We start from the raw sequence: 22,103 nt of genomic DNA on the forward strand, positions 1-22,103 counted from the left end.
TGTCCTGGCGGCCTCCGGCTGGGTGGTGTCCGGGGGTACGGGGACGACGGCATGAATGGAGGCGCGTCACTCACGGGTGACGGTCACCAGCTCCGCCTCATAGGCGAGGATGACGAGTTGCACTCTGTCGCGGGCGTCGAGCTTGGAGAGCAGGCGGGTCACGTACGTCTTGGCGGTGGCGCCGCTGATGCACAGGTTCTCGGCGATCTCCGCGTTGGTCAGGCCGCTGCCGATGAGAGTGAGCACCTCGCGCTCGCGGTCGGTGATGCCCTCGAGGCGGCGCGGCGGCGCGGGCGGTGTCACCGTCCAGGAGCGTCGGGCGACGAACTCGGCGATCAGGCGGCGGGTGAGGCCGGGCGCGATGAGGCTGTCGCCGGAGGCGACGACGCGGACGGCGGCGAGGATGTCGTCCAAGGCCATGTCTTTGACGATGAAACCGGAGGCACCGGCGCGCAGGGCGCCGTAGAGGTACTCGTCGTCGTCGAAGGTGGTCAGTATCAGCACGCGGGTGCCGCTCGGGCCTGCGGTGATGCGCCTGGTGGCCTCGATGCCGTCGGTGCCCGGCATCCGGATGTCCATGACGACGATGTCGGGCGTCAGCCTCTCGGCGAGCGCGGCGGCTTCAGCACCGTCGCCCGCCTCCCCGACCACTTCCAGGTCCGGGGCATCGGTGATGACCATCTGCAAGGCGGTTCGGACCAGGGGCTGGTCGTCGGCGAGCAGGACGCGGACGGTCACGTCGCCGCCACCTCCCTCGGCTCGAAGTGGGTGGGCCCCGGTACGGGAAGCCGGGCCGCCACTTGGAAGCCGCCCCCGGGAAGCGGCCCCGCGGTGAATGCGCCGTGCAGCAGGGCGGCGCGCTCGCGCATACCGGCGAGGCCGTAACCGGCAGCGGGCTCGTCGCCCGGGCCGCGGCCGCCATCGGTGATCTCCAGGGCGATCTCCGTCTCTCCACAGTTGATGCGCACCAGGCAGGAGCGGGCATCGGCGTGCCGGACCACGTTGGTGAGCGACTCCTGGACGATGCGGTACGCGGACAGGTCGAGGTCCGGTGGCAGCGGCCGCCGCTGCCCCTTCCACTCCACCACCACCCGCACCCCCGCGGACGTGGTGGCAGCGGCCAGCCGGTCGAGGTCGTCGAGGCCGGGTGCTCCGTGCGGCACGGTCTGCGCGGAGTCCGCCGCACGCAGCGCGCCGAGCATCCGCCGCAACCCCGACAAGGTCTCCCGGCTCGCGTTCTCCACCTCGCCGAGCGCCTCCCTGGCCCGTGACGGCTGGCTGTCGATGACCCGGCGGGCGGCACCGGCCTGCAGGGCGACGATGCCGAGGGTGTGCGCGACGGCGTCGTGCAGCTCGCGGGCGATGCGCAGCCGCTCGTCGGTCACCGCCTGCGTGGCCGCCTGGGCTCTGACCTGCTCGGTGTGGAGCCGCGACTGGCGGGCGGAGTTGCCGAGCAGCCAGGCGACCAGCACCGTGAGTGCCACCGCGAGCTGCCCGGCGGTATTGATGGTGCCGCCCCCGTACATCCGCACCGTCAGCGGAATCACCAGAACCACGCATGCCGTCCCCGCCGCCCAGGCAGAGCTGCGGCGGGGTGTGCCGGCCGCGATGAAGTACAGGGCGACGTCCGGCGCCAGAAACTGCACCAGAGGGAACTCGTCCGCCTGGCCGAGCAGGGCCGCCCCGAAGACCGAGCCGAGCAACAACAGGACGTAGGCCGCAAGCGGGCGGCGCTCCAGCAGCCGGCAGCCGGTCAGCACCAGGGCCGCGGCAGTCGGCAGAATCGGCCAGCTCACGAACACCTGGCCGAAACCCGGGGTGAGCTCGTCGTCGCGGGCGCTGTCGCCCGGCAGGACGAAGAACTCGTCGACGAACGCGCAGCCCATCGCCCCGAGCCAGACGAGTGCCGTCCAGCGGCCGGGCGACAGGCGCTTGAGCAGCGGCAGTTGGCCGGGGTGCGCTGACATGCCGCGATTTTAGGTGCGGCAGTCGCTCCGGGTCATCGGACCATGGTCGTACAACCACGGGTGACAGCCCCACAACCATGGCTGACGGCCGCGGCGCACGAGTGTCAACCGCGAGCCGATGCCCCTCGCGGCCCCGGCCGCCATCGTTGACGCCATGATCGAAGCCAGCGAACTCACCAAGAGATACGGCAAGAAGACCGCCGTGGACGCCCTGAGCTTCACCGTCCGACCGGGCCGGGTCACCGGGTTCCTCGGCCCGAACGGAGCCGGAAAGTCCACCACCCTGCGACTGGCCCTGGGCCTGCACGAGCCGGCCTCCGGCACCGTCACCGTCGACGGCGTACGCTTCCGCGACCGCCCGCGGGGCCTGCGCCACGTCGGCGCCCTGCTCGACGCGAACGACGTGCACGGCGGCCGCACCGGCCGGGCCCACCTCACCGCCCTGGCACGCAGCAACCGCATCCCGCGCACCCGGGTCGACCAGGTCCTGGCGGAGGTGGGCCTGACCGACGCCTGCCGGCGCCGCATCAGCGGCTACTCGCTCGGCATGAAGCAGCGCCTCGGCATCGCCACCGCCCTGCTCGGCGACCCGCCGGTGCTGATCTTCGACGAGCCGCTCAACGGCCTCGACCCCGAGGGCGTGAAATGGGTTCGCGGCCTGTTCCGGCAACTGGCGGCGGAGGGCCGCACGGTCTTCGTCTCCAGCCATCTGATGTCGGAGATGGAACACACCGCCGACGAGCTCGTCGTCATCGGCCGCGGCGCGCTCATCGCCGCGCAGAGCCTGGCGGACTTCGCCGCCCGTGCCGGCGGCACCACCGTCACCGTGAGGGCCTCGGACGCGGCCGCGCTGGCTCCGCTGCTCACGGCCGAGGGCGCGACCGTTCGCGCCGACGACGGCGTGCTCACCGTCACCGGCCTGCCCGCGCCCCGGATCAGCGAGCTGGCCTTCCAGCACCGGATGCTGCTGCATGAACTGACCACGCACCACCCGTCCCTGGAGGAGGCCTTCATGGAACTCACCGCCGACAGCATCGAGTACACCACGGGGGACATCCGGTGAACGCCGTACGCTTCCGCGACCTGATCGCCGCCGAGTGGCTGAAGATGTGGTCGCTGCGCTCGACCCCGTGGGTCTACCTGGTGACCGCGCTGGCGACGATCGGCTTCAACACGGGCGAGGCGTACGACACCTACCACTACTGGAACGAAGGGAACGCCGGAAGCCACGCGCGGCAGTACGTCCGCGACGGCATCCCCGTGCAGAACGCCTTCACCGACAACGCAAGTACGGTCTTCGCCCTCGCGACCGTTGCCATCGGCGTCGTCGCGATCTGCGGCGAGTACAGCACGGGCCAGATCCGCACCACCTTCACCGCGGTTCCCGCGCGGCAGTCGGTGATGGCGGCGAAGCTCGCCGTCACGGCGGTGGTCATGACCGTGTTCGGTGCCGTGGTCGCGCTCGTCTCCTTCTCCACCTCCCAGGCGATCCTGGGCCTCCGTGACGTGGGCGTCCCCATCAGCCACCCGGGGGCCCTTCGCGCCGTACTCGCGTCGGCCCTGCTCGCTCCTGTCTGTGCCCTGGTCGGCATGGGGATCGGTGCCGTACTGCGGCACGCCGGAACGTCGGTGGCCGCGGGCGTCGTCCTCCTGCTGCTGGCACCGTTCCTCTTCAGCGAGGACCACCACTGGTCGGCGGTCCTCAACCACGCCCTCCCGTTGCGCGCGTGGAGCCGCCTGACGGAGATCCCGTTCACGCCGCGGACCGCCTACCCATGGACATCCGCCGGCGCCTGGATCGTCTACGCCGCCTGGGCCCTGGGGGCAGCGGCCGTCGCCGGCACAGCCGTACGACGGCAGGACCAGTAGGCCGGGCCGCCGGGGCCTCCACCTCGCGGCCCGTGACGACGGGCGCCGGTGACGCCCACGCGCCCGTTCGCCACGGGTCCTCAGCCCGCCCGCGCGGTCAGCGAGAGCAGGTCGCGGGCGGGACCGGCCGGGCGGTGTCCGGTGGGCCAGACGGCCCGCAGCTGGCGCCGGAGCCGTACGCCGGTGAGGTGGACGGGGACCAGGCGGCGCGCGGAGAGTTCCTCGCCGAGGGCCAGCTCGCTCAGGACGCAGGGCCCTGCGCCGCTCTCGGCCGCGCTCTTCACGGCGGTCGTGGAGGAGAGCTCCAGCAGGGGCTGGGCGAGTCCGCCGTGGACGGCGAGGGCGGCGTCCAGGACCTGGCGGGTGCCCGAGCCCCGCTCGCGGAGGATCAGCGGGGTCGCGGCGAGTTCCTGCGGGGTCAGCAGGGTGCGGCGGCGGGCCCAGGGGTGGACGGGGGCGACGACGACCACCAGGCGGTCGTGGGCGACGACGGTGCCGTCGAGCCCCTCCGGGGTGGTGAGGCCCTCCACGAACCCGAGGTCGGCCTCGCCGAGGAGGAGGCGGCGGGCCACCTGTTCGGAGTTTCCGGCGAGCAGCGAGACGGCGGTGCCGGGGCGTTCGGCGCGCAGCGCGATCAGCCAGCCCGGCAGGAGGTACTCGGCGATGGTCATGCTGGCCGCGACCCGCAGCCGGGAGTCCCGCCGGTCCCGCAGCGCCTGGGCGCCCGCGTCGAACGCCTCGGCCGCCTCGACGATCCGGCGGGCCCAGTCGGTGACCAGGGCCCCGGCGTCGGTCAGGGTGGAGCCGCGCGGAGAGCGGTCCAGCAGGGCGACGCCGAGCTGCCGCTCCATCGTGCGGATCCGGCTGGAGGCGGCGGGCTGGGTGATGCCGAGTTCCCTGGCGGCGCGGCCCAGGCTGCCGAGGCGTGCGACGGCCAGCAGCAGCTCCAGTGCCCCGAGGTCGGGGACGCGGTGGGCCAGCGGGACGCGAGCGGGGGCGTCGGGGACAGGGGGCATAACGTCAGCTTATGACCTCATAGACATGGAGTGCCTGGTGGGGGCGGTGCCCGCGGCGGAGAATCGTGTAATGGCCATCCATGAGCGGACCCTGACCCGGCCGCCGACCGCACCGACCGCACGCCCCGACGCACCTGCTCCTACCGGTTCCCCGGGCGATGCCGCCCCGAGGCGGCCGGCGCTGCGCGCCTTCGGTCCGAACTGGTACGCGACGGTGATGGGCACCGCGATCGTCGCGAGCGCCGGAACGGCTCTGCCGGTGGACGTGCCCGGGCTGCGGGGGGCGTGCACCGTCGTCTGGGCGGTCTCCGCCGTCCTGCTGGTGGCCGTGCTCGCCGCACGTGCCGGACACTGGCGCCACCACCGGGACCAGGCCCGGGCCCACCTGCTGGATCCGGCGGTCGCCCCCTTCCTCGGCTGTCTGCCGATGGCGCTGCTCTCGGTGGGCGGGGCCACGATGGTGGCCGGTACGCCGGTGGTGGGCGAGCGGGCCGCGCTGGTGGTGGACGTGGTGCTGTACTCGGCGGGCACGGTGCTGGGGCTGGCCGTCGCGGTGGCCGTGCCGTTCCTGATGGTGACGCGCCACCGCCTCGAACCCGGCAGCGCCGCCCCCGCGTGGCTGCTGCCGCTGGTCCCGCCGCTGGTCTCCGCCGCGCTCGGCCCGCTCCTGATCAGCAGGCTCCCGGCGGGCCAGGGGCGCGAGGCGCTGCTCCTCGGCTGCTACGCGATGTTCGGGCTGACGCTGCTGGCGACGCTCGCGGTGCTGCCCCTCGTCTTCGCGCGGCTGCTGCACCACGGGCCGCTCCCCCTCGCGCTGACGCCGACGCTCTTCCTGGTGCTGGGGCCGCTCGGCCAGTCGACCACCGCCGTGAACCAGCTGGCCGACGTCGCGCCGGGTGCGATCGGCGCCCCGTACGCGACCGGGCTCGGGGCCCTGGCGGTGCTCTACGGGGTGCCGGTCATGGGCTTCGCGCTGCTCTGGCTGGCCCTCTCGACCGCCCTGACCGTGCGCGCCCTGCGGGCCGGGATGGGCTTCGCGATGACCTGGTGGGGCTTCACCTTCCCGCTCGGCACCTGCGTCACCGGGGCGGCGGGCCTGGCCCGCCACACCGGGCTGCACGCCTTCGGCTGGCTGGCCGAGGCGCTGTTCGTCTGCCTGCTGGCCGCGTGGGCGGTGGCGGGGACCCGTACCGTACGGGGGCTGCTCGGCGGCACGCTGCTCGGGGCGTCCGCCCGGCCGGCCGCCGTCCGGACGGCCTGAGCACGGGGCCGCACCTCTGGGCCCGTCAGCGGCGGGAGTCGTAGGTGGCGTCGATGTGCTCGGCCACCGCGACGACCAGCAGCCGGGTGCCCGGGAGGGTGGCCCGCCAGCGGTGGCGGACGCCGCCGGAGAGGAAGAGCGTGTCGCCGCGGTCCAGGCGGTAGGCCTGGCCCTCGGCCTCGACGTCGACGGCGCCCTCGACGACGTACATCAGCTCGTCGTTGCGGTGCTGGAACTCGCGGCCGAGGTCCTGCTCCCCGATGAACTCCAGGGCGCTGAGCTGGTGGCGGCCCCGCACCACCCGGCGGGCGCCGTCCTCGTCTCCGCCGCGCACCACGTCCACGGCGCGCGCCGAGTCGGCGGCCTCGCGGAGCTTGGCGGTGGTGGTCTCCAGTGCTCCGGCGACCCGGGTGAGCGACTGGGCGCTGGGCCGGGCGCGCTCGTTCTCGATCTGGCTGAGGAAGGGCACGGAGAGGCCGCTGCGCGCGGCCACCGCGGCCAGCGTGAGCCCCAGGGTTCTTCGGCGTCGGCGCACGGCGGAGCCCACCCGCAGTGCTTCCTTCTCGTCCATCTCGCCCATGTCGGCTCCCTCCCGTCCGGCCATCCTCCCGGCTGCCAGCACCTTACGCACATGGTTGCGCGATTCCCTCACCGAGGAGAACTCCCGGCAACGCGCGCGGGGTGGCCCCCGCCTCTCGGCGGTGACCACCCCTGACCTGCGCGTACGCGGATTTTCTGGCTACTGCGGCGCCATCGTGTCCACGATCGACGGATGGGCGTCCATCCAGGACTTCACGGCTTCCTCCTCGTGGCCGGTACCGGCCTTGGCGATGCCGTTCTCCAGTCCGGCGAGCTGGTCCTCGCTCAGCTTGAAGTTCTTGAACCACTTCGCGAGCTGCGGGTAGTTCTCCGGGAACTCCTTGCTGGCGACCGTGTGCAGCCGGTCACCGGTGCCGAAGCCCTTCTTCGGGTCCTTCAGCTTGGTGAGGTCGTACTGGTCGTACGCCCAGTGCGGGGTCCAGAGCACGACGGCGATCGGCTCCTTCTTGGCGTACGCCCGCTTCAGCTCGGCGAGCATGCCGGGCGTGGAGGAGTCGACGACCTTGTACTCCTTGTCCAGCCCGTAGGCCGGCAGGACGTTGTTCTTCAGGTTCTCCATGGTGGCGGTGCCGGGCTCGATGCCGACGATGCGCCCCTTGAACTCCGAGGACTTGCCCTTGAGGTCGGCGAGCGTGTGCACGTCCTTGACGTAGCTGGGCACCGCGACCTCGATGGAGGTGGGGCCGTACCAGGAGCCGACGTCGGTCAGGTCCTTCTGGTACTTCTTCCAGTAGTTCGCCTGCGTGTACGGCAGCCAGCCGTCGAACTGGACGTCGATCTGGCCGCGCGACATCGCCGCGTACATGGGGCCGACCTCGAACTGCTTGAGGTTGATGGTGTAGCCGCGCTGCTCCAGGACGGCCTTCCACAGGTAGGTGGCGGCGATGTCCTCCTCCCAGGGGAACCAGGCGACGTTCAGCGCGCGGTCGCGTTCGTCCTTGCCGTCGGCGGCCTTGGACGGCTTCGCCGTCGGGGTCCACTGCGCGGCCGCGTCCGGGTGGGCCTTCAGCCAGGTGCGGACGGCGTCCTGCTCCTTGCCCGCGCCGGCCTTCTGGATCTCGGCCTCCAGGCTGGTGAGCTGCTTCTCGCTCATCTTGAAGTTCTTCAGCCAGGACGCGACCTCGGGGTTGTCCGCGGCGAAGCCCTTGCGGGACAGGGTGTGGACGCCGTCGCCCTTGCCCCAGAGGTTCTTGGTGTCCTTCAGCTTCGTCAGGTCGTAGCTGTCGTAGGCCCAGTGCGGCGACCAGAGCGGGACGACGATCGGTTCCTTCTTGGCGTACGCGCGCTTCAGCTCGGCCAGCATCGAGGGCGTGGAGCCGTCGACGACCTTGTACTCGCCGTCCAGGCCGTAGCCCGGCAGGATCTTGTCCTTCAGGAGGGCCGACTCGCCGGCGCTCGGCTCGATGCCGACGATCCGGTTCTTGAACGAGGCGCCCTTGCCCTTGAGGTCGTCGAGGGTCTTGACGTCCTTCACGTAACTGGGGACGGCCAGCTCCAGCGAGGTGGGGCCGTACCAGGAGCCCAGGTCGTCCAGGCGGTCCTTGTACTTCTTCCAGTAGCTGGCGTGGGTGACGGGCAGCCAGGAGTCGGTCTCGAAGTCGATCTGGCCGCCTGCCATGCCGGTGTACAGCGCTCCGGCCTCGTACTGCTTGACGTCGACCTCGAAGCCCTGGCGCTCCAGCAGCTCCTTCCACAGGTACGTGGAGGCGATGCCCTCGTCCCAGGGGATGTACCCCATGCTGATCTTCTTGCCCGCGCCGACGGACGAGGAGGACGCGGCGGTGGCGGACGAGCCGCCGCCGCCGAAGACGCCCATGCCGCCGGCGACGAGCGCGAGGATCACCACGCCGGTGAGCGCGACGGCACCCTGCGGGCGGTAGTTCCAGAACTTCGGGCCACCGGCCAGGGCCTGGGCCTTGGCGAGCGCCCGGCGGCCCAGCGGGGAGACCTCGCGCCCCAGTGCGCCCGTCATCCGGTCCAGGTACATGGCGAGGATGACGATGGAGATGCCGGCCTCGAACCCGAGGCCCACGTCGACGTTGCCGATGGCGCGGTACACGGAGCCGCCGAGGCCGCCGCCGCCGACCATACCGGCGATGACCACCATGGACAGGCCCAGCATGATGACCTGGTTGATGCCCGCCATGATGGTGGGCAGCGCGAGCGGAAGCTGCACGCGCAGCAGGGTGTTGCGGGACGTGGTGCCGAACGCCTCGGCCGCCTCGACGAGCTCGCCGTCGACCTGGCGGATGCCGAGTTCGGTCATCCGGACGCCCGGGGGCAGCGCGAAGATGATGGTGGCGATGATGCCGGGGACGACACCGACGCCGAAGAAGATGACGCCGGGAATCAGGTAGACCATGGCCGGCATGGTCTGCATGAAGTCCAGCACCGGCCGGGTCACCGCGCTGACGCTCTTGGACCGGGAGGCCCAGATGCCGAGCGGGACCGCCAGGACCAGCGTGACGATGGTGGCGACGAGCACCAGGGTGAGGGTGTCCATCGCCTCGTCCCACAGCTCGATGGAGTCGATGAGGGCGAATCCGACGAACGCGAGGACACCGGCGGGCAGTCCGCGCAGCCACCAGGCGATGACGGCGACGATGCCCGCGAAGAGCAGCGGGGCGGGCGCGGAGAGGACGGCCGCGATGCCGTCGAACATGCCGCTGACGATCGAGCTGATGGCGTCGAAGAGCCAGGCGAGGTGGGTCTGCAGCCAGTCGACCGCGGAGTTGACCCATTCACCGAGAGGGAGCCTAAACACGGGCCACCTTCTTCGCGGCGAGGTCGCCGTCGGCCGCTGCGCCGGCGTCGGCGCCGTCCGCTCCGGTGGACTTCGCGGCGGGCGCGGTGTCGTCGTCGGGCGCGGTGTCCTCGGCCGCCGGCATCGGCGCGGCGGGCTTCATCGGCTCGCCCAGCACGGCGAGGAGCCGCTCGCGCGGGACGACCCCGACGAGCCTGCCCCGCTCGTCGGTCACGGCGACCGGGGTGCCGCTCGACGCGCAGGGGGTGAAGAGCTCGATGATCGGCGTGGACTCGGCGACCGTGGCGGGGGCCGCGTCCAGCACGTCCTGCGGGGTGCGCAGTTCGGTGCCGTCCTCGGTGGTGGAGCCCATGACGGTGTGCGGTTCGGCCATGATGGCGCCGGCGGTCAGCACCCGGGCGCGGTCGACGTCCTGGGTGAAGGAGGCGACGTAGTCGTTGGCCGGGGTGACGAGGATGTCCTCGGCGGAGCCGAGCTGGACTATCTCGCCGTTCCGCATCACCGCGATGTTGTCGCCGAGGCGCATGGCCTCGTTGAGGTCGTGGGTGATGAAGACGATGGTCTTCTTCAGACGCTTCTGGAGTTCCAGGAGCTGGTCCTGCATGTCGCGGCGGATCAGCGGGTCCAGCGCGCTGAAGGACTCGTCCATCAGCAGCAGGTCGGCGTCGGTGGCCAGCGCGCGGGCCAGACCGACGCGCTGCTGCATGCCGCCCGACAGCTCGTCGGGCCAGGACTTCTCCCAGCCGCCGAGCCCGGTCAGCTCCAGCGCCTCGGCGGCGCGCTTCTCGCGCTCGGCCTTGGCTACACCCTGCACTTCCAGACCGTACGCGGCGTTCTCCAGCACACTGCGGTGCGGGAAGAGCGCGAAGTGCTGGAAGACCATGCTGATCCTGGACGAGCGGACGTGGCGGAGCTCGCGGGGGCTCAGGGAGGTCAGGTCCTGGCCGTCGAACAGCACGCTTCCGGCTGTGGGGTCCAGGAGTCCGTTGAGCATCCGCAGAAGCGTGGACTTGCCCGAGCCCGAGAGACCCATCACGACGAAGATCTGTCCCGGTTCCACGGTGAACGACGCGTCGATCACCGCTGCGGTCGTTCCGTCGGCGCGCAGCTCGTCACGGCTCGCGCCGGCTTCGAGTTTCTCCACGGCCTGATCGGGTCGTCTGCCGAATACCTTGTACAGGTGTTCGGCCTGCAGCCTTGACACATACACCTCGCGGGTTGAACCGGAAACGGTCCGCCACACCCCCGCGTCGACGGACCGTGGAGCGGCACGGAATCTGCCCGCATGGCACGTACACAAGTTGAAATTTGGACGTGCTCCGCTCCGATGCCGCGCCTGCCCCCGCTTATCCGGAGCAAACACTTCTGTGACCCAGCTCACCCGATCCGGACGGAACCGCACCGGGGAAAGCCCGTGCGCGTATGCCGCCCCGGGCTCGCCCCGGGGCCGGTGTCGGTGCCGTGGGGCATGATCGGGGGGTGACGCGACGCCTGATGCTCCTCGACACCGCCTCCCTGTACTACCGCGCCTACTTCGGCGTGCCGGACTCGGTGCGCGCACCGGACGGCACCCCGGTCAACGCCGTGCGCGGGCTGCTGGACTTCATCGCCCGACTGGTCCAGGACCACCACCCCGACGACCTGGTCGCCTGCATGGACGCGGACTGGCGGCCGGCCTGGCGGGTCGAGCTGATCCCCACCTACAAGGCGCACCGGGTGGCGGTGGAGACGCCGGCGGGCCAGGCCGACGAGGAGGAGACCCCGGACACCCTCGCCCCGCAGGTCCCGGTGATCGAGGCGGTGCTGGACGCGGTGGGCATCGCCCGCGTGGGCGTCGCCCCGTACGAGGCGGACGACGTCATCGGTACGCTCACCGGCCGGGCGACCGGACCGGTGGACATCGTCACCGGCGACCGGGACCTCTACCAGCTGGTGGACGACGCGCGCGGGGTGCGGGTGCTCTATCCCCTCAAGGGCGTCGGCACGCTCCAGGTGACCGACGAGGCGGTGCTGCGCGAGAAGTACGGCGTGGACGGCCGAGGGTACGTCGACCTGGCCCTGCTCCGCGGCGACCCCAGCGACGGCCTTCCCGGCGTCCCCGGCATCGGCGAGAAGACCGCGGCGAAGCTGCTGGACGCCTTCGGGGACCTCGCCGGGATCATGGCCGCGGTGGACGACCCGGCGGCGAAGCTGACCCCCTCGCAGCGCAGGCGGCTGGACGAGGCCCGGGGGTACGTCGCGGTCGCGCCGAAGGTGGTGCGGGTCGCCGGGGACGTACCGCTTCCCGGGTTCGACCCGGTGCTGCCCCGCGAGGCACGCGACCCGGTGGCCCTCTCGGAGCTGGCCGAGCGGTGGGGGCTGCGCGGCGCGCTGCAACGGCTCCTGTCGGCGCTGCACTCCTGAGAGACGGGCGGCCCACAGCAAGCCGTGGTTCCCTGGCGGGGGTGCGCGACCTTCTCGCCGGAGGTTCCGTGCATCCATTGCTTACGGGACCACCCGTGCCCGGATCACCCCGCCGGTGCTAGCTTAGGCAGACCTAAGTTTCGCGGCCCCGGGCGCTGGTCCCCGGCTCCCGGGTCCCGCACATTCCGGCACAGGGAGATCCACGTGGCACGTCCGACGCGGCAACCGCCCAAGGGCAAGGGTGCGCAGGTCGTGCGCACCGAACAGATCACCCCCCACATGGTGCGGGTGGTCCTGGGGGGCGAGGGCCTCGCCTCCTTCGGGACCGAGGGTTTCGCCGACCACTACGTGAAGCTCTGCTTCGCACCCGAGGGCGCCGACTACGCGCACCCCTTCGACATGGCGGCGATCCGCGAGTCGTACCCGCGCGAGCTGTGGCCGACCACGCGTACGTACACCGTGCGCTCCTGGGACCCGGCCGCCCGCGAGCTCGCGATCGACTTCGTCGTGCACGGCGACGAGGGCCTGGCCGGTCCGTGGGCCGCGCAGGCCTCCCCCGGCGACCCGATGACGCTCCTCGGCCCGGGCGGCGGCTACTCCCCGCAGGAGTCGGCCGACTGGCACCTGCTGGTGGGCGACGAGAGCGCGCTGCCCGCCATCGCGGTGGCGCTGGAGCAGATGCCCGCCGACGCCCGGGGGCACGTGTTCATCGAGGTGCCCGACGCCGCCGAGGAGCAGAAGGTGACCGTCCCCGCCGGGGTGTCGGTCACCTGGCTGCACCGGGGCGAGCGCCCGGTCGGCGAGCTCGCCACCGCCGCCGTGCTGGGGCTGGACTTCCCGGAGGGCGAGGTGCAGGCGTTCGTCCACGGCGAGGCCGGCTTCGTCAAGGAGATCCGGCGGTACCTGCGGGTCGAACGCGAGATCCCGCTGGGGCAACTGTCGATCTCGGGCTACTGGCGCCTCGGCCAGAACGACGACGCCTGGCGTGCCGTCAAGCGCGAGTGGAACGAGCAGGTCGAGCGCGAGCAGGAGACCGGTCCCGGTACCGGCTGACCCTGCGGTACCACGGGAGCCCCGGCTGTCCTCGGAAGGACGCCGGGGCTCCCGCGCGTCCGGAAGTCCACGGATGTCCGGACGCCGGCCGCCCGGTCCGTGGAAGGATTTCCCGCCCCGGCCCCGCCCCGGTCCCGCACCGGCCCGGCCGGCTGATCACCCGAAGGCCGACCCCTTCGCACGGGCGACCAATCCGAACGGCCCGCGGCTCCGAATCAAGGGGAGTCCATGAACCTCCTGGGAGGAAGCCGCGTTGAAAGAAGCCGTGTACATCGGCCCCGTGCCTTCGGCCGGACCCGATCTGCAGGACCTCCTGGTCCAGGTTGCCCGGGGGGACCAGGACGCCTTCGCCCAGGTCTACGACGCCGTCTGCGGACCGGTCCTGGGTCTGATCCGCACCGTCCTGCGCGACCCCGCCCAGTCCGAGGAGGTCGCCCAGGAGGTGCTGGTGGAGGTGTGGCGGACCGCGCCGCGCTACCAGCCGTCCCGTGGCAGCGCCATGAACTGGGTGCTGACGCTCGCCCATCACCGGGCCGTGGACCGGGTCCGCTCGGCGGAAGCGTCGGCGGCGCGGGAACACCGGGCCGCACTGCTGGACCGCACACCGGCGTACGACGAGGTGACCGAGCAGGTCGAGACCCGGCTGGAGCGCGAACAGGTGCGCCGCTGTCTGCGGACCCTGTCCGACCTGCAACGCGAGTCGGTGACCCTGGCCTACTACCGGGGCCTGACCTACCGCGAGGTGGCCGAACTCCTCGCCGTACCGCTGGGAACCATCAAAACGCGCCTGCGCGACGGTCTGATCCGGATGCGCGACTGCCTGGGGGTGAGCGCATGAGCACCACGGCGGAACTCCACACGTTGACCGGCGCCTACGCGCTGCACGCCCTCCCCGAGGACGAACGCCACGCCTTCGAGCGGCACTTGGCCGAATGCGTCGCCTGCACCCAGGAGGTGGCGGAGCTCTCGGCCACCGCGTCCCGGCTGGCCCTCGCGGTCTCCGTCGCTCCCCCGCGCGGAATGCGCGACGAGGTGCTGTTCCGGATCACGACGGTACGTCAGGAGGCGCCGGGGCACGGCGTTCCCGGTGGTCCGGCCGCCGCTCCCGGGCGGCCCGGCCGGTGGACCCGGTACGCCCTGGCGGCCTGCCTGGCCGCCGCCGCCTCCCTCGGCGGAGTCGCGGTGTGGCAGAACCAGGTGGCACGGGACGCCCAGCAGGAGGCGGACAGTGCCCACCAGCGGAACGAACTGCTGGCGCGCGTGCTCTCCGCACCCGACGCGAAGACCGTCTCGACGGAGTTCGCCGCGCGGGCACGCGGCACGGTCGTGGTGTCGTCGAGCGAGAACCGGGCCGTGTTCCTCTCCTCCGGGCTGGAGCGGCCGCCGGCCGGCAAGGTCTACCAGCTGTGGTTCGCGGACGGCGGGACGATGCGTTCGGCCGGGCTGATGGACCCGGACGCGACGGGCGACGCGGTGCTCCTGGCCGGCCCGGTCGACGACGCTTCGGGCATGGGCGTCACCGTCGAGCCGGCAGGCGGCTCGGCCACGCCCACCTCGGCGCCTCTCGCGCTGATGAACTTCCCGACGGCCTGATCGGGGGCGTCGTCGGGAGGGTGGCCCGGGACCTCCTCGGAGGTCCCGGGCTGTGCCCCGTGCGTGCGGGGCACAGCACGCACGACGAAAGGCCCTGCGCGGTGGGAGAGTGCCGCGGTTCAGTTCCGCCGGGGCGGCAGCGGGACGAAGCCGCTGGTACGCGCCCGGTAGGCGGCCCAGCCCGGCCTGTCCGCCATATGACGTTCCAGCAGGGCCTTGCCGCTTCCGCCGATGAGCAGGTAACTCATCGACGCGGGGGCGACGGCGGTCGCCGCCGCTGCGGCCGGACTGTCCACGACGAACAGGAACAGACCCCACCAGACGCAGAAGTCCCCGAAGTAGTTGGGGTGCCGGGTCCAGGACCACAGGCCTCTGTCCATGATCAGGCCGCGGTGCGCGGGATCGGCCTTGAACCGCGCCAGCTGACGGTCCCCCACCGCCTCGAAGACCAGCCCCACCGACCACAGCGCGCACCCGGCCCAGACCCACCCGGTGGGCGGGCCCTTCACGTACTGCGCGGCCTGCACGGGGGCGGAGACCAGCCAGACCAGGAAGCCCTGGAGCAGGTACACCTTGCGCAGCGCGTAGAGGCCGGGGTGGCCGGGGGCCCTGTTCAGCAGGGCCTCGTAGCGCGGGTCCTCGCCGTGGCCGCGTCCGCGGCGCGCGATGTGCAGGGCGAGCCGGAAGCCCCAGACGACCGTGAGGGCGGTCACCAGGAGCCGTCGCACCCCGTCGCCGTCGCCCGCCGACATGCGGTACGAGACGAGGGCGACGGCGGCGAACCCGATCCCCCAGGCGACGTCCACCACCCGGTGCACCCCTTTGCGCAGGGCCACCGTGAAGGTGACGAGCATGACGGCGAGGGCGGCGCCCGCCGCGGGGGCCAGCCCCTGGGCGAACGCCGCCCAGCCGAAGCCGGTCACCGGTCCACGCCCAGTTGCTCGTACCAGCCGTGCCGGGTGGCGGGCATCGCCGCCGCTCCCGAGGCGTCGGGGCGCACGCAGAGGATCTGGTCGACGCCCATCCGCCGTTCTTCGAAGGCGAGGGCGCCACCCACCAGGTAGAGCCGCCAGACCCGGGCGGTCTCCTCGCCCACGAGAGCCACGAATTCCGGCCAGCGGGCCTCCAGGGTGCGCCGCCACGCCTCCACCGTCAGGACGTAGTGCTCGCGCAGCGATTCGACGTCGCGCACTTCGAGTCCGGCGCCCTCCAGCAGCCCGACCGTCTCGCCGAGCGGCCGCATGTGCATGTCGGGGGCGATGTAGGACTCGATGAAGACGCCACCCCCGGGCGCGGTGGTGCCGCGGGACATCTGCTGGACGAGGGCCCGGCCCCCGGGGCGCAGCACGTCGTGCAGCAGCGCGGTGAACGCGGGGTATTGGGCGTCGCCGACGTGCTCGCCCATCTCGACGGTGGAGACCGCGTCGTAGCCGGCCCGGAAGCCCGGCAGGTCCCGTACGTCCCGGTAGTCGGCGTGGTGCACCTCGACACGGTCCGCCAGACCGAGTTCACCGACCCTCCGGGTCACGTGGGCGGCCTGTTCCGCGGCGAGGGTGACGGCGGTGACCCGGACGCCGTGATGGCGGGCCGCGTACAGGGTGAGTGAGCCCCAGCCGCAGCCGATGTCCAGGAGCCGCCCGTCGGGGCCCAGTCCGAGTTTCCGGCAGATCAGTTCGAGCTTGTCGCGCTGGGCGTCGGCCGGCCCGTAACCGGGCCGCCCCTCGCCCGTCCAGTAGCCGCAGGAGTACGCCATCGTCCCGTCCAGCAGGAGGGTGTAGAAGGCGTTGGACAGGTCGTAGTGGTGGCTGATGGCGGCGCGGTCCCGTGCCTGGCTGTGGAGGGCGCCCCGAAGCCCCGCCCGCGAGGCGGGCACCGGCGGGCGGGGCCCGACCGCGCCGAGCCGTACGGCGGTGACCGCCGCCCTGATCCGGTCGCCGAGTCCTCCGGCGGGTGGGCGCAGTCCCCTCTCCCGGGCGGCCCCGCGCATGGCACGCAGTCCTTCGGCGAGGTCGTCCGCGAAGTCGATGTCGCCGGTGATGTAGGCCTCGGCGAGGCCGAGTTCGCCGGGCTGCCAGAGCAGCCGGCGCAGGGCGTGGCGGCGGCGCACGTGCACAGTCGGCGCGTCGGCCGGGCCGGTCTCGCTGCCGTCCCACATGCGGACGCGTACCGGCAGCGCACCGCCGAGGAGCCGCTCGACCAGCGGTCCGACCCGCTGGGCGGCGCCGTTCGGTGCGGTGTCCGGCGCGGGGGCGTCCGGGGTGCTCCGCGGGCGCGGCACGGCAGCGGGGTCCGCGGTGTGCCGGGCGGCGGTCGCTCCGGAGCCGGGTGCGGCGGGGTCCTGCGGGGGGTTCACGGGGGTCTCCTCCGGTGGGGGAAGGGTCGGGCGGCGGGCGGTCGGGTCGGCGGCGGGGGTCACGGGGCCTCCGGGCGCACGAGCAGGACCTGTTCGACGTTGAGGTAGCCCGAGCGGAAGCCGGCTTCGGAGTAGGCGAGGTAGAAGGTCCACATCCGCCGGAAGGTGGCGTCGAACCCGAGGGCGTCGACCTCCTCGGCGCGTTCGTGGAAACGTTCCCTCCACAGGCGCAGGGTCTCGGCGTAGTGGGTGCCGAACCGTGCGCGCCGGTCGGTCCGCAGGCCGGCGCGTGCCGCGGTCTCCTCCAGGGCCCGGCTGGAGGGGATCAGCCCGCCGGGGAAGATGTACTTCTGGATCCAGGTGTGGGTGGCGCTCGCCGCCCGCATCCGGTCGTCCGGCATGGTGATGGCCTGGAGCGCGATCCGGCCGCCGGGAGCGAGCCTCGCCTCCAGGGTGCGGAAGTAGACGGGCCAGTACGCCTCTCCGACGGCCTCGATCATCTCGACGCTGACGATCGCGTCGTACTCCCCGGTGATCTGCCGGTAGTCGCGGAGGCGGACCTCGATCCGGTCCTCCAGTCCGGCGTCCCGGATGCGGCGGCGCGCGAGGTCCCGCTGTTCGGCGGAGAGCGTGACCGTGGTGACCTCGGCGCCCCTGGCCGCGGCACGCAGCGCCAGTTCGCCCCAGCCGGTGCCGATCTCCAGCAGCCGGGTGCCGGGGCCCACGGCGGTCAGATCGAGCAGCCGGTCGATCTTGCGGTGCTGCGCGGCCGGAAGCAGGGACTGTTCGGCCGGAAACCCCCGGAAGAGGGCGGCGGAGTAGGTCATGGTCTCGTCGAGGAAGAGCGCGAAGAGGTCGTTCGAGAGGTCGTAGTGGTGGCTGATGTTGTCCCGGGCGCCGTCCGGTGTGTTGGCCTGCGCGGCGGGCTGCCGCGGCGCCCAGAGCGGGCGCAGCCGCTGGAGCGGGGCGGGGACGAGTTCGGCGACGTGTCCGGCGAGTACGGAGAGCACGGCGACGGGATCGGGGGCGTCCCACTCCGCCGCCATGTAGGACTCGCCGAAGCCGATGAGGCCGTTGACCCCGATCCGGCGGAAGAACGCCCCGGGGCGGTGGATCTCCAGCAGCGGGCCGCCCAGACCGAGGCTTTCGCCGCCCGCGAGCCGGGCGCGCAGCGGGAGGCGCCCCAGAGCGTGGCGGACGACGCGTTCGGCGACGGCGGTCCTCGGGCGGGAGGCGCGTCGGGGCCGGACGATGTCGGGCCAGCGCTCCGGGTCGGGGACGGGGAGCACGGACGGGGAGCAGGGGGAGGTGGACACCTTCACCGCATGCCTTTCTGAGTACGGGAACGGGGGCGCGGGACCACCGGCAGTCCGCGCAGGAGGAGGCGGATGCCGTGGAACCGGATCGCGAGGGAGACCGCGGCGGTGGACCAGGGGTGGCGTGCGGCCAGCCGCAGCAGCGCGGCCGGCCCTGCGGGGCGCCCGGTGCCCCGCACGGTCGCCGTGAACGGGCGCCGGCCCGCGCGTTCCAGGTGGATGGTCAGCGCGAGCCGGGCCCCTGGTTCCGGCAGCCGCATCCGGTAGGAGCCGTCGACGGGGAAGAACGGCGAGACGTAGAAGTCCTTGTCGGCCGAGGCCACGCCGTCCGCGCCGGGCCGCAGGAGGTAGGCGTGGCGTTCCCCGTACGTGTTGTGCACCTCGGCGACGACGCAGAGCGGTGAGCCGTCCGGCCGGTGGCACCAGTACACGGTGAGGGGGTTGAAGACATGGCCGAGAACCCGGGCCTGGGTGAGCATCCGCACCGTGCCGTCGCCCAGTTCGACACCGTGGGCCGCCAGGAAGCGGGTGAGGCCGGCGCGGATGCCGGGTGCCGTGCCGCCGAAGTGGTCCCGGGCGTCGAACCGGGCGAGCGGGGCCAGCGGGCGGGGCAGGCGCGGGGGGTGGTCGGGATCGATGAACCAGAGGTAGGTGCGGTGGCGGAAGGCGTAGCGGCGCGGCCGCGTCCGTACATGGGTGATGGTGCACGGGTAGAGCGCCGCGGCGCCGGGAGCGCCCGTCACCAGGTCACCCCCAGCGCGTGGGCCGCCTCGACACCGGAGCGGCAGCCGTCCTCGTGGAAACCCCAGCCGTGGTACGCCCCGGCGAAAGCGGTCACCGGCCCGGAGAGCGCGGGCAGCAGTGCCTGCGCGGCGATCGACTCCGGTGTGAAGACCGGGTGTTCGTAGACCATCCGGGCGCGGACACTCCGGGGGTCCACCCGTCCCCCGTCGTTCAGTGTGACGACGAAGGTCTCGGGGGCGTCGAGCCGTTGCAGCCGTGTCATGTCGTAGCTGACCGTGACCTGGCGGGCGTCGGCAGCGCACGAGGGCATCAGGTAGTTCCAGGAGGCGCGGGCCCTCGGGGCGTCCGGCAGGAGCGTGGTGTCGGTGTGCAGCAGCGTGGTGTTGCGTGAGTACCGGAACGCGCCGAGGACGCTGGTCTCCGCGTCGGTGGGGTCGGCGAGCAGCCGCAGGGCCTGGTCGGGATGGGTGGCGACGACCACGCGGTCGTACCCCTGCGTGATCCCGTCCTCGGTGACCAGTTCGACGCCGTCGTGGTGCCGGCGCAGGGCTCGGACCGGAGTGGCCGTGCGCACCGCGGAGAGCCGCTTCGTCAGCAGGTCGACGTAGGAGCGGGAACCGCCGGTGACGGTGCGCCAGACCGGCGAGCCGCCGACGGAGAGCATGCCGTGGTGGGCCAGGAAGCGGAACAGGTGGCGGGCCGGGTGGCGGAGCGCGGTGACCGGGTCGCAGGACCAGACGGCGGAGACCACCGGGGTGAGGAAGTGGGCGCGGAAATAGGGGGAGAAGCGGTAGCGCTCGGCGAACTCCCCCAGTGTGAGCAGGGCTTCTCCGCTCGCGCTCTCCGGCTCCGCGAGCACCACACGGGCGGCCCGGTGGAACCGGGGCACCTCGGCGAGCATCCGCAGATAGGCACCGCGCAGTGCCGCGCGCGGTTGGGCGAGGAGTCCGGACACCCCGCGGGCGCCCGCGTATTCGAGTCCGCACCCCTCGCACCGGACGGACATCGACATCTCCGACTCCTGGGTGCGGACGCCGAGTTCGTCGAAGAGCCGCAACAGATGCGGATACGTCCGGCGGTTGTGGACGATGAAGCCCGAGTCGACGCGGTGCACCCGGCCGTCCGAGGAGGTCAGGTCGTGGGTGTGCGCGTGCCCCCCGGGGCGGTCGTCCGCCTCGTAGAGCGTGACGTCGTCGGTCTTCGTCAACACGTGGGCGGCGGTCAGTCCCGCCACCCCGCTTCCGACCACGGCCGTGCGCCGCCGTACCGCTGCCATCCCGTGCACCTTCCGTGAGTTGGTCCCTCGCCGCCACGGCCGCCCTGAGCGGGGCCAAGGCCGCCGGGCGCCTGCCGGACAGGCGCCCCACGGAGTTGTTCGTCGCCGGCCGTCCCGCGGATTGGCCGGAACCGAGGTGTGATCCATTCGGGTGAACGACCAATCCGCCGGCCGCCCGGCGCCGAATCCCCGGTGTGACAGCAGATCGGAACGATGCGCGAACGCAGGGACCTTCGGAGTCCCGGCGCTCCCGCTGGGTGCGCGCCGCACTGGCCGCCCTCAGCGGGCTGATCGCCGGGTTCTGTGCCCTGTGCGTCGCCGAGTTGGCCGCGGCGGCCGTACGCCCGGAGGCGGGGCCGGTCACGGCGGTGGGCGGCGCGGTCATCGACCGCACTCCCCCGGCCGTGAAGGACTTCGCCGTACGGAACTTCGGCACGGACGACAAGCTGGTGCTGCAGCTGGGCATCCTCGTGCTGCTGGCGCTCTTCGCCATGGCGGTGGGAGTCCTGGCACTGCGGCACCGGCGGGTCGGCGCCTCGGCCGTTCTGGTCTTCGGTCTGGTCGGGGCGGTGTCGGCGGTGGGGCGGCCCGAGGGCAGCCCCTTTGACGCGCTGCCTTCGGTGGTCGGTGCGGTCGTCGCGGCGGGAGTGCTGTATCTCCTGATCGGCCGGCTGGCCCCGGCCAGGACTCCGGTCCGGTCCCCGTCACCCGCGGCTGGGGAGACGGAGACCGGGCCGGTACCCGCCGCCGGGGCCTCCTTCGACCGGCGCGGGTTCGTGATCGCCGCCACCGCCGCCGCGGCGGCCTCGGCCGGGGCGGGGTACGTGGGGCGCCGCCTCACCGCCTCCGTCGAGGCCGGGGCGTCCGCCTCGCGCGCGGACATCAGGCTGCCGGTCCCCGACTCCGCGGCCCCCGCCGTGCCCCGGGGCGTGGACCTGGGGGTCCGGGGCATCAGCTCGTTCGTCACTCCGAACAAGAGCTTCTACCGGGTGGACACCGCGCTGGTGGTGCCCCGGGTGGACGCCGACGGCTGGCGGCTGCGCATCCACGGCAAGGGCGTCGCCCGCCCGTTGACCCTCGGCTACCAGGACCTGCTGCGGCGGACGATCATCGAGCGGGACATCACCCTGGCCTGCGTGTCCAACGAGGTCGGCGGCCCCTACATCGGCAACGCCCGGTGGATCGGGGTGCGCCTGGCGGACCTGCTGCGCGAGGCCGGGGTGAAGGCCCCGTCCGAGGGCGGTCCGGCCGACCAGCTCGTCTCGCGCTCGGTCGACGGGATGACCATCGGCTCGCCCGTCGAGACCGTCCTGGACGGCCGCGACGCGATGCTCGCCCTCGGCATGAACGGCGAACCGCTGCCGTTCGAGCACGGCTTCCCGGTGCGGATGCTCGTACCGGGTCTGTACGGCTACGTGTCGGCCTGCAAGTGGATCGAGGACATCGAGCTCACCACCTTCGACGCGTACGACGCCTACTGGGTCAAGCGCGACTGGGCCCGGCAGGCGCCGATCAAGACGGAGTCGCGGATCGACACCCCGCGCCCCTTCGCCTCGCCGAAGGCCGGCACCGTTCCGGTCGGCGGTGTCGCCTGGGCCCAGCACCGGGGCATCGCGCGGGTCGAGGTCCGGGTGGACGGCGGTGACTGGCACACCGCGCGGCTGGGCGCGGCGGACGGCCGGGACACCTGGCGCCAGTGGGTGTGGGAGTGGCCGGCCACCTCCGGCCACCACACCCTCGAAGTCCGCGCGACGGACGGCACCGGCGCCACTCAGACCGAACACCGGGTCGGCACCGTCCCCGACGGTGCGACCGGCTGGCATTCGGTGGTGGTCGACGTGGACTGAGACCCCGTCACCAGCACTGCCCCACCTTCACCATCTGCAAC

19 protein-coding genes are annotated in these 22,103 nt (G+C 72.7%); 8 read left to right on the top strand and 11 right to left on the bottom strand.

Annotation, left to right across the window (positions count from 1 at the left end; all coding sequences use genetic code 11):
* Positions 1 to 66: 66 nt before the first annotated feature.
* Together OG599_RS05505 and OG599_RS05510 are read right to left on the bottom strand one after the other, a co-directional pair.
* Positions 67 to 738 (bottom strand): response regulator transcription factor, encoded by a 672-nt coding sequence (locus OG599_RS05505; protein ID WP_327174808.1) that lies wholly within the window; start codon positions 736 to 738, stop codon positions 67 to 69.
* A complete protein-coding gene (locus OG599_RS05510; protein WP_327174809.1) occupies positions 735 to 1,967 on the bottom strand; it encodes a sensor histidine kinase in 1,233 nt (410 codons plus the stop codon). Before OG599_RS05510 ends, OG599_RS05505 begins: the two co-directional genes overlap by 4 nt.
* Before the next feature lie 154 nt (positions 1,968 to 2,121).
* Between OG599_RS05510 and OG599_RS05515 the strand changes: the two genes are divergently transcribed.
* Positions 2,122 to 3,030, top strand: coding sequence for an ABC transporter ATP-binding protein (locus OG599_RS05515; protein ID WP_327174810.1), 909 nt, complete (start codon positions 2,122 to 2,124; stop codon positions 3,028 to 3,030).
* Complete coding sequence (locus OG599_RS05520) at positions 3,027 to 3,836, top strand: ABC transporter permease subunit (protein WP_327174811.1); 810 nt, start codon at positions 3,027 to 3,029, stop codon at positions 3,834 to 3,836. Before OG599_RS05515 ends, OG599_RS05520 begins: the two co-directional genes overlap by 4 nt.
* An 80-nt stretch (positions 3,837 to 3,916) precedes the next feature.
* On the opposite strand, the gene OG599_RS05525 is transcribed toward OG599_RS05520, so the two are convergent.
* On the bottom strand, positions 3,917 to 4,852 hold the full coding sequence (locus OG599_RS05525; protein WP_327174812.1) for a LysR family transcriptional regulator: 936 nt from the start codon (positions 4,850 to 4,852) through the stop codon (positions 3,917 to 3,919).
* Between the two features lie 70 nt (positions 4,853 to 4,922).
* Between OG599_RS05525 and OG599_RS05530 the strand changes: the two genes are divergently transcribed.
* Positions 4,923 to 6,113 (top strand): TDT family transporter, encoded by a 1,191-nt coding sequence (locus OG599_RS05530; protein ID WP_327174813.1) that lies wholly within the window; start codon positions 4,923 to 4,925, stop codon positions 6,111 to 6,113.
* A 25-nt stretch (positions 6,114 to 6,138) separates the two neighbouring features.
* On the opposite strand, the gene OG599_RS05535 is transcribed toward OG599_RS05530, so the two are convergent.
* From OG599_RS05535 to OG599_RS05545, 3 genes are all read right to left on the bottom strand, one after another.
* Positions 6,139 to 6,684 (bottom strand): helix-turn-helix domain-containing protein, encoded by a 546-nt coding sequence (locus tag OG599_RS05535; protein ID WP_327179930.1) that lies wholly within the window; start codon positions 6,682 to 6,684, stop codon positions 6,139 to 6,141.
* Between the two features lie 168 nt (positions 6,685 to 6,852).
* The gene (locus tag OG599_RS05540; protein ID WP_327174814.1) at positions 6,853 to 9,477 is read right to left on the bottom strand and encodes an ABC transporter permease/substrate binding protein; all 2,625 of its coding nucleotides are present in this window, start codon (positions 9,475 to 9,477) and stop codon (positions 6,853 to 6,855) included.
* Positions 9,470 to 10,681 carry a quaternary amine ABC transporter ATP-binding protein gene (locus OG599_RS05545; RefSeq protein WP_327174815.1) on the bottom strand — a complete coding sequence of 404 codons (1,212 nt, stop codon included), beginning with the start codon at positions 10,679 to 10,681 and terminating at the stop codon, positions 9,470 to 9,472. The genes OG599_RS05540 and OG599_RS05545 overlap by 8 nt, the downstream gene beginning before the upstream one ends.
* Before the next feature lie 290 nt (positions 10,682 to 10,971).
* Between OG599_RS05545 and OG599_RS05550 the strand changes: the two genes are divergently transcribed.
* From OG599_RS05550 to OG599_RS05565, 4 genes are all read left to right on the top strand, one after another.
* Positions 10,972 to 11,880 (top strand): 5'-3' exonuclease, encoded by a 909-nt coding sequence (locus OG599_RS05550; RefSeq protein WP_327179931.1) that lies wholly within the window; start codon positions 10,972 to 10,974, stop codon positions 11,878 to 11,880.
* A 204-nt stretch (positions 11,881 to 12,084) separates the two neighbouring features.
* Positions 12,085 to 12,933, top strand: coding sequence for a siderophore-interacting protein (locus OG599_RS05555; protein WP_327174816.1), 849 nt, complete (start codon positions 12,085 to 12,087; stop codon positions 12,931 to 12,933).
* A 253-nt stretch (positions 12,934 to 13,186) separates the two neighbouring features.
* Positions 13,187 to 13,771, top strand: a complete 585-nt coding sequence (locus OG599_RS05560; RefSeq protein ID WP_327174817.1) for a sigma-70 family RNA polymerase sigma factor — start codon at positions 13,187 to 13,189, stop codon at positions 13,769 to 13,771.
* Complete coding sequence (locus OG599_RS05565) at positions 13,768 to 14,526, top strand: anti-sigma factor (protein ID WP_327174818.1); 759 nt, start codon at positions 13,768 to 13,770, stop codon at positions 14,524 to 14,526. The genes OG599_RS05560 and OG599_RS05565 overlap by 4 nt, the downstream gene beginning before the upstream one ends.
* A gap of 119 nt (positions 14,527 to 14,645) precedes the next feature.
* Here the strand turns inward: OG599_RS05565 and OG599_RS05570 are convergent, their stop codons facing one another.
* The 5 genes from OG599_RS05570 to OG599_RS05590 form a co-directional block, all read right to left on the bottom strand.
* Positions 14,646 to 15,449, bottom strand: coding sequence for a DUF1295 domain-containing protein (locus OG599_RS05570; RefSeq protein ID WP_327174819.1), 804 nt, complete (start codon positions 15,447 to 15,449; stop codon positions 14,646 to 14,648).
* Entirely contained in the window at positions 15,446 to 16,804 is a 1,359-nt protein-coding gene (locus OG599_RS05575; protein ID WP_327179932.1) for a cyclopropane-fatty-acyl-phospholipid synthase family protein, read from the bottom strand. Before OG599_RS05575 ends, OG599_RS05570 begins: the two co-directional genes overlap by 4 nt.
* Positions 16,805 to 16,938: 134 nt before the next feature.
* Complete coding sequence (locus OG599_RS05580) at positions 16,939 to 18,201, bottom strand: class I SAM-dependent methyltransferase (protein ID WP_442809385.1); 1,263 nt, start codon at positions 18,199 to 18,201, stop codon at positions 16,939 to 16,941.
* Positions 18,198 to 18,938 (bottom strand): DUF1365 domain-containing protein, encoded by a 741-nt coding sequence (locus tag OG599_RS05585; RefSeq protein WP_327174821.1) that lies wholly within the window; start codon positions 18,936 to 18,938, stop codon positions 18,198 to 18,200. The genes OG599_RS05580 and OG599_RS05585 overlap by 4 nt, the downstream gene beginning before the upstream one ends.
* On the bottom strand, positions 18,935 to 20,215 hold the full coding sequence (locus OG599_RS05590; RefSeq protein ID WP_327174822.1) for an NAD(P)/FAD-dependent oxidoreductase: 1,281 nt from the start codon (positions 20,213 to 20,215) through the stop codon (positions 18,935 to 18,937). The genes OG599_RS05585 and OG599_RS05590 overlap by 4 nt, the downstream gene beginning before the upstream one ends.
* A 257-nt stretch (positions 20,216 to 20,472) precedes the next feature.
* Here OG599_RS05590 and OG599_RS05595 point away from each other — a divergent pair, with 257 nt between their 5' ends.
* On the top strand, positions 20,473 to 22,062 hold the full coding sequence (locus tag OG599_RS05595; protein ID WP_327174823.1) for a molybdopterin-dependent oxidoreductase: 1,590 nt from the start codon (positions 20,473 to 20,475) through the stop codon (positions 22,060 to 22,062).
* The last annotated feature ends 41 nt before the right edge of the window (positions 22,063 to 22,103 follow it).

The organism is Streptomyces sp. NBC_01335 (assembly GCF_035953295.1).
Lineage (GTDB): Bacteria > Actinomycetota > Actinomycetes > Streptomycetales > Streptomycetaceae > Streptomyces.

Bases quoted from the DNA above. Each gene is read 5' to 3' on its own strand.
- OG599_RS05525 (WP_327174812.1), bottom strand. From the start codon at position 4,852: ATGCCCCCTGTCCCCGACGCCCCCGCTCGCGTCCCGCTGGCCCACCGC.
- OG599_RS05565 (WP_327174818.1), top strand. From the start codon at position 13,768: ATGAGCACCACGGCGGAACTCCACACGTTGACCGGCGCCTACGCGCTG.
- OG599_RS05530 (WP_327174813.1), top strand. From the start codon at position 4,923: ATGGCCATCCATGAGCGGACCCTGACCCGGCCGCCGACCGCACCGACC.
- OG599_RS05535 (WP_327179930.1), bottom strand. From the start codon at position 6,684: ATGGACGAGAAGGAAGCACTGCGGGTGGGCTCCGCCGTGCGCCGACGC.
- OG599_RS05515 (WP_327174810.1), top strand. From the start codon at position 2,122: ATGATCGAAGCCAGCGAACTCACCAAGAGATACGGCAAGAAGACCGCC.
- OG599_RS05550 (WP_327179931.1), top strand. From the start codon at position 10,972: ATGCTCCTCGACACCGCCTCCCTGTACTACCGCGCCTACTTCGGCGTG.
- OG599_RS05590 (WP_327174822.1), bottom strand. From the start codon at position 20,215: ATGGCAGCGGTACGGCGGCGCACGGCCGTGGTCGGAAGCGGGGTGGCG.
- OG599_RS05510 (WP_327174809.1), bottom strand. From the start codon at position 1,967: ATGTCAGCGCACCCCGGCCAACTGCCGCTGCTCAAGCGCCTGTCGCCC.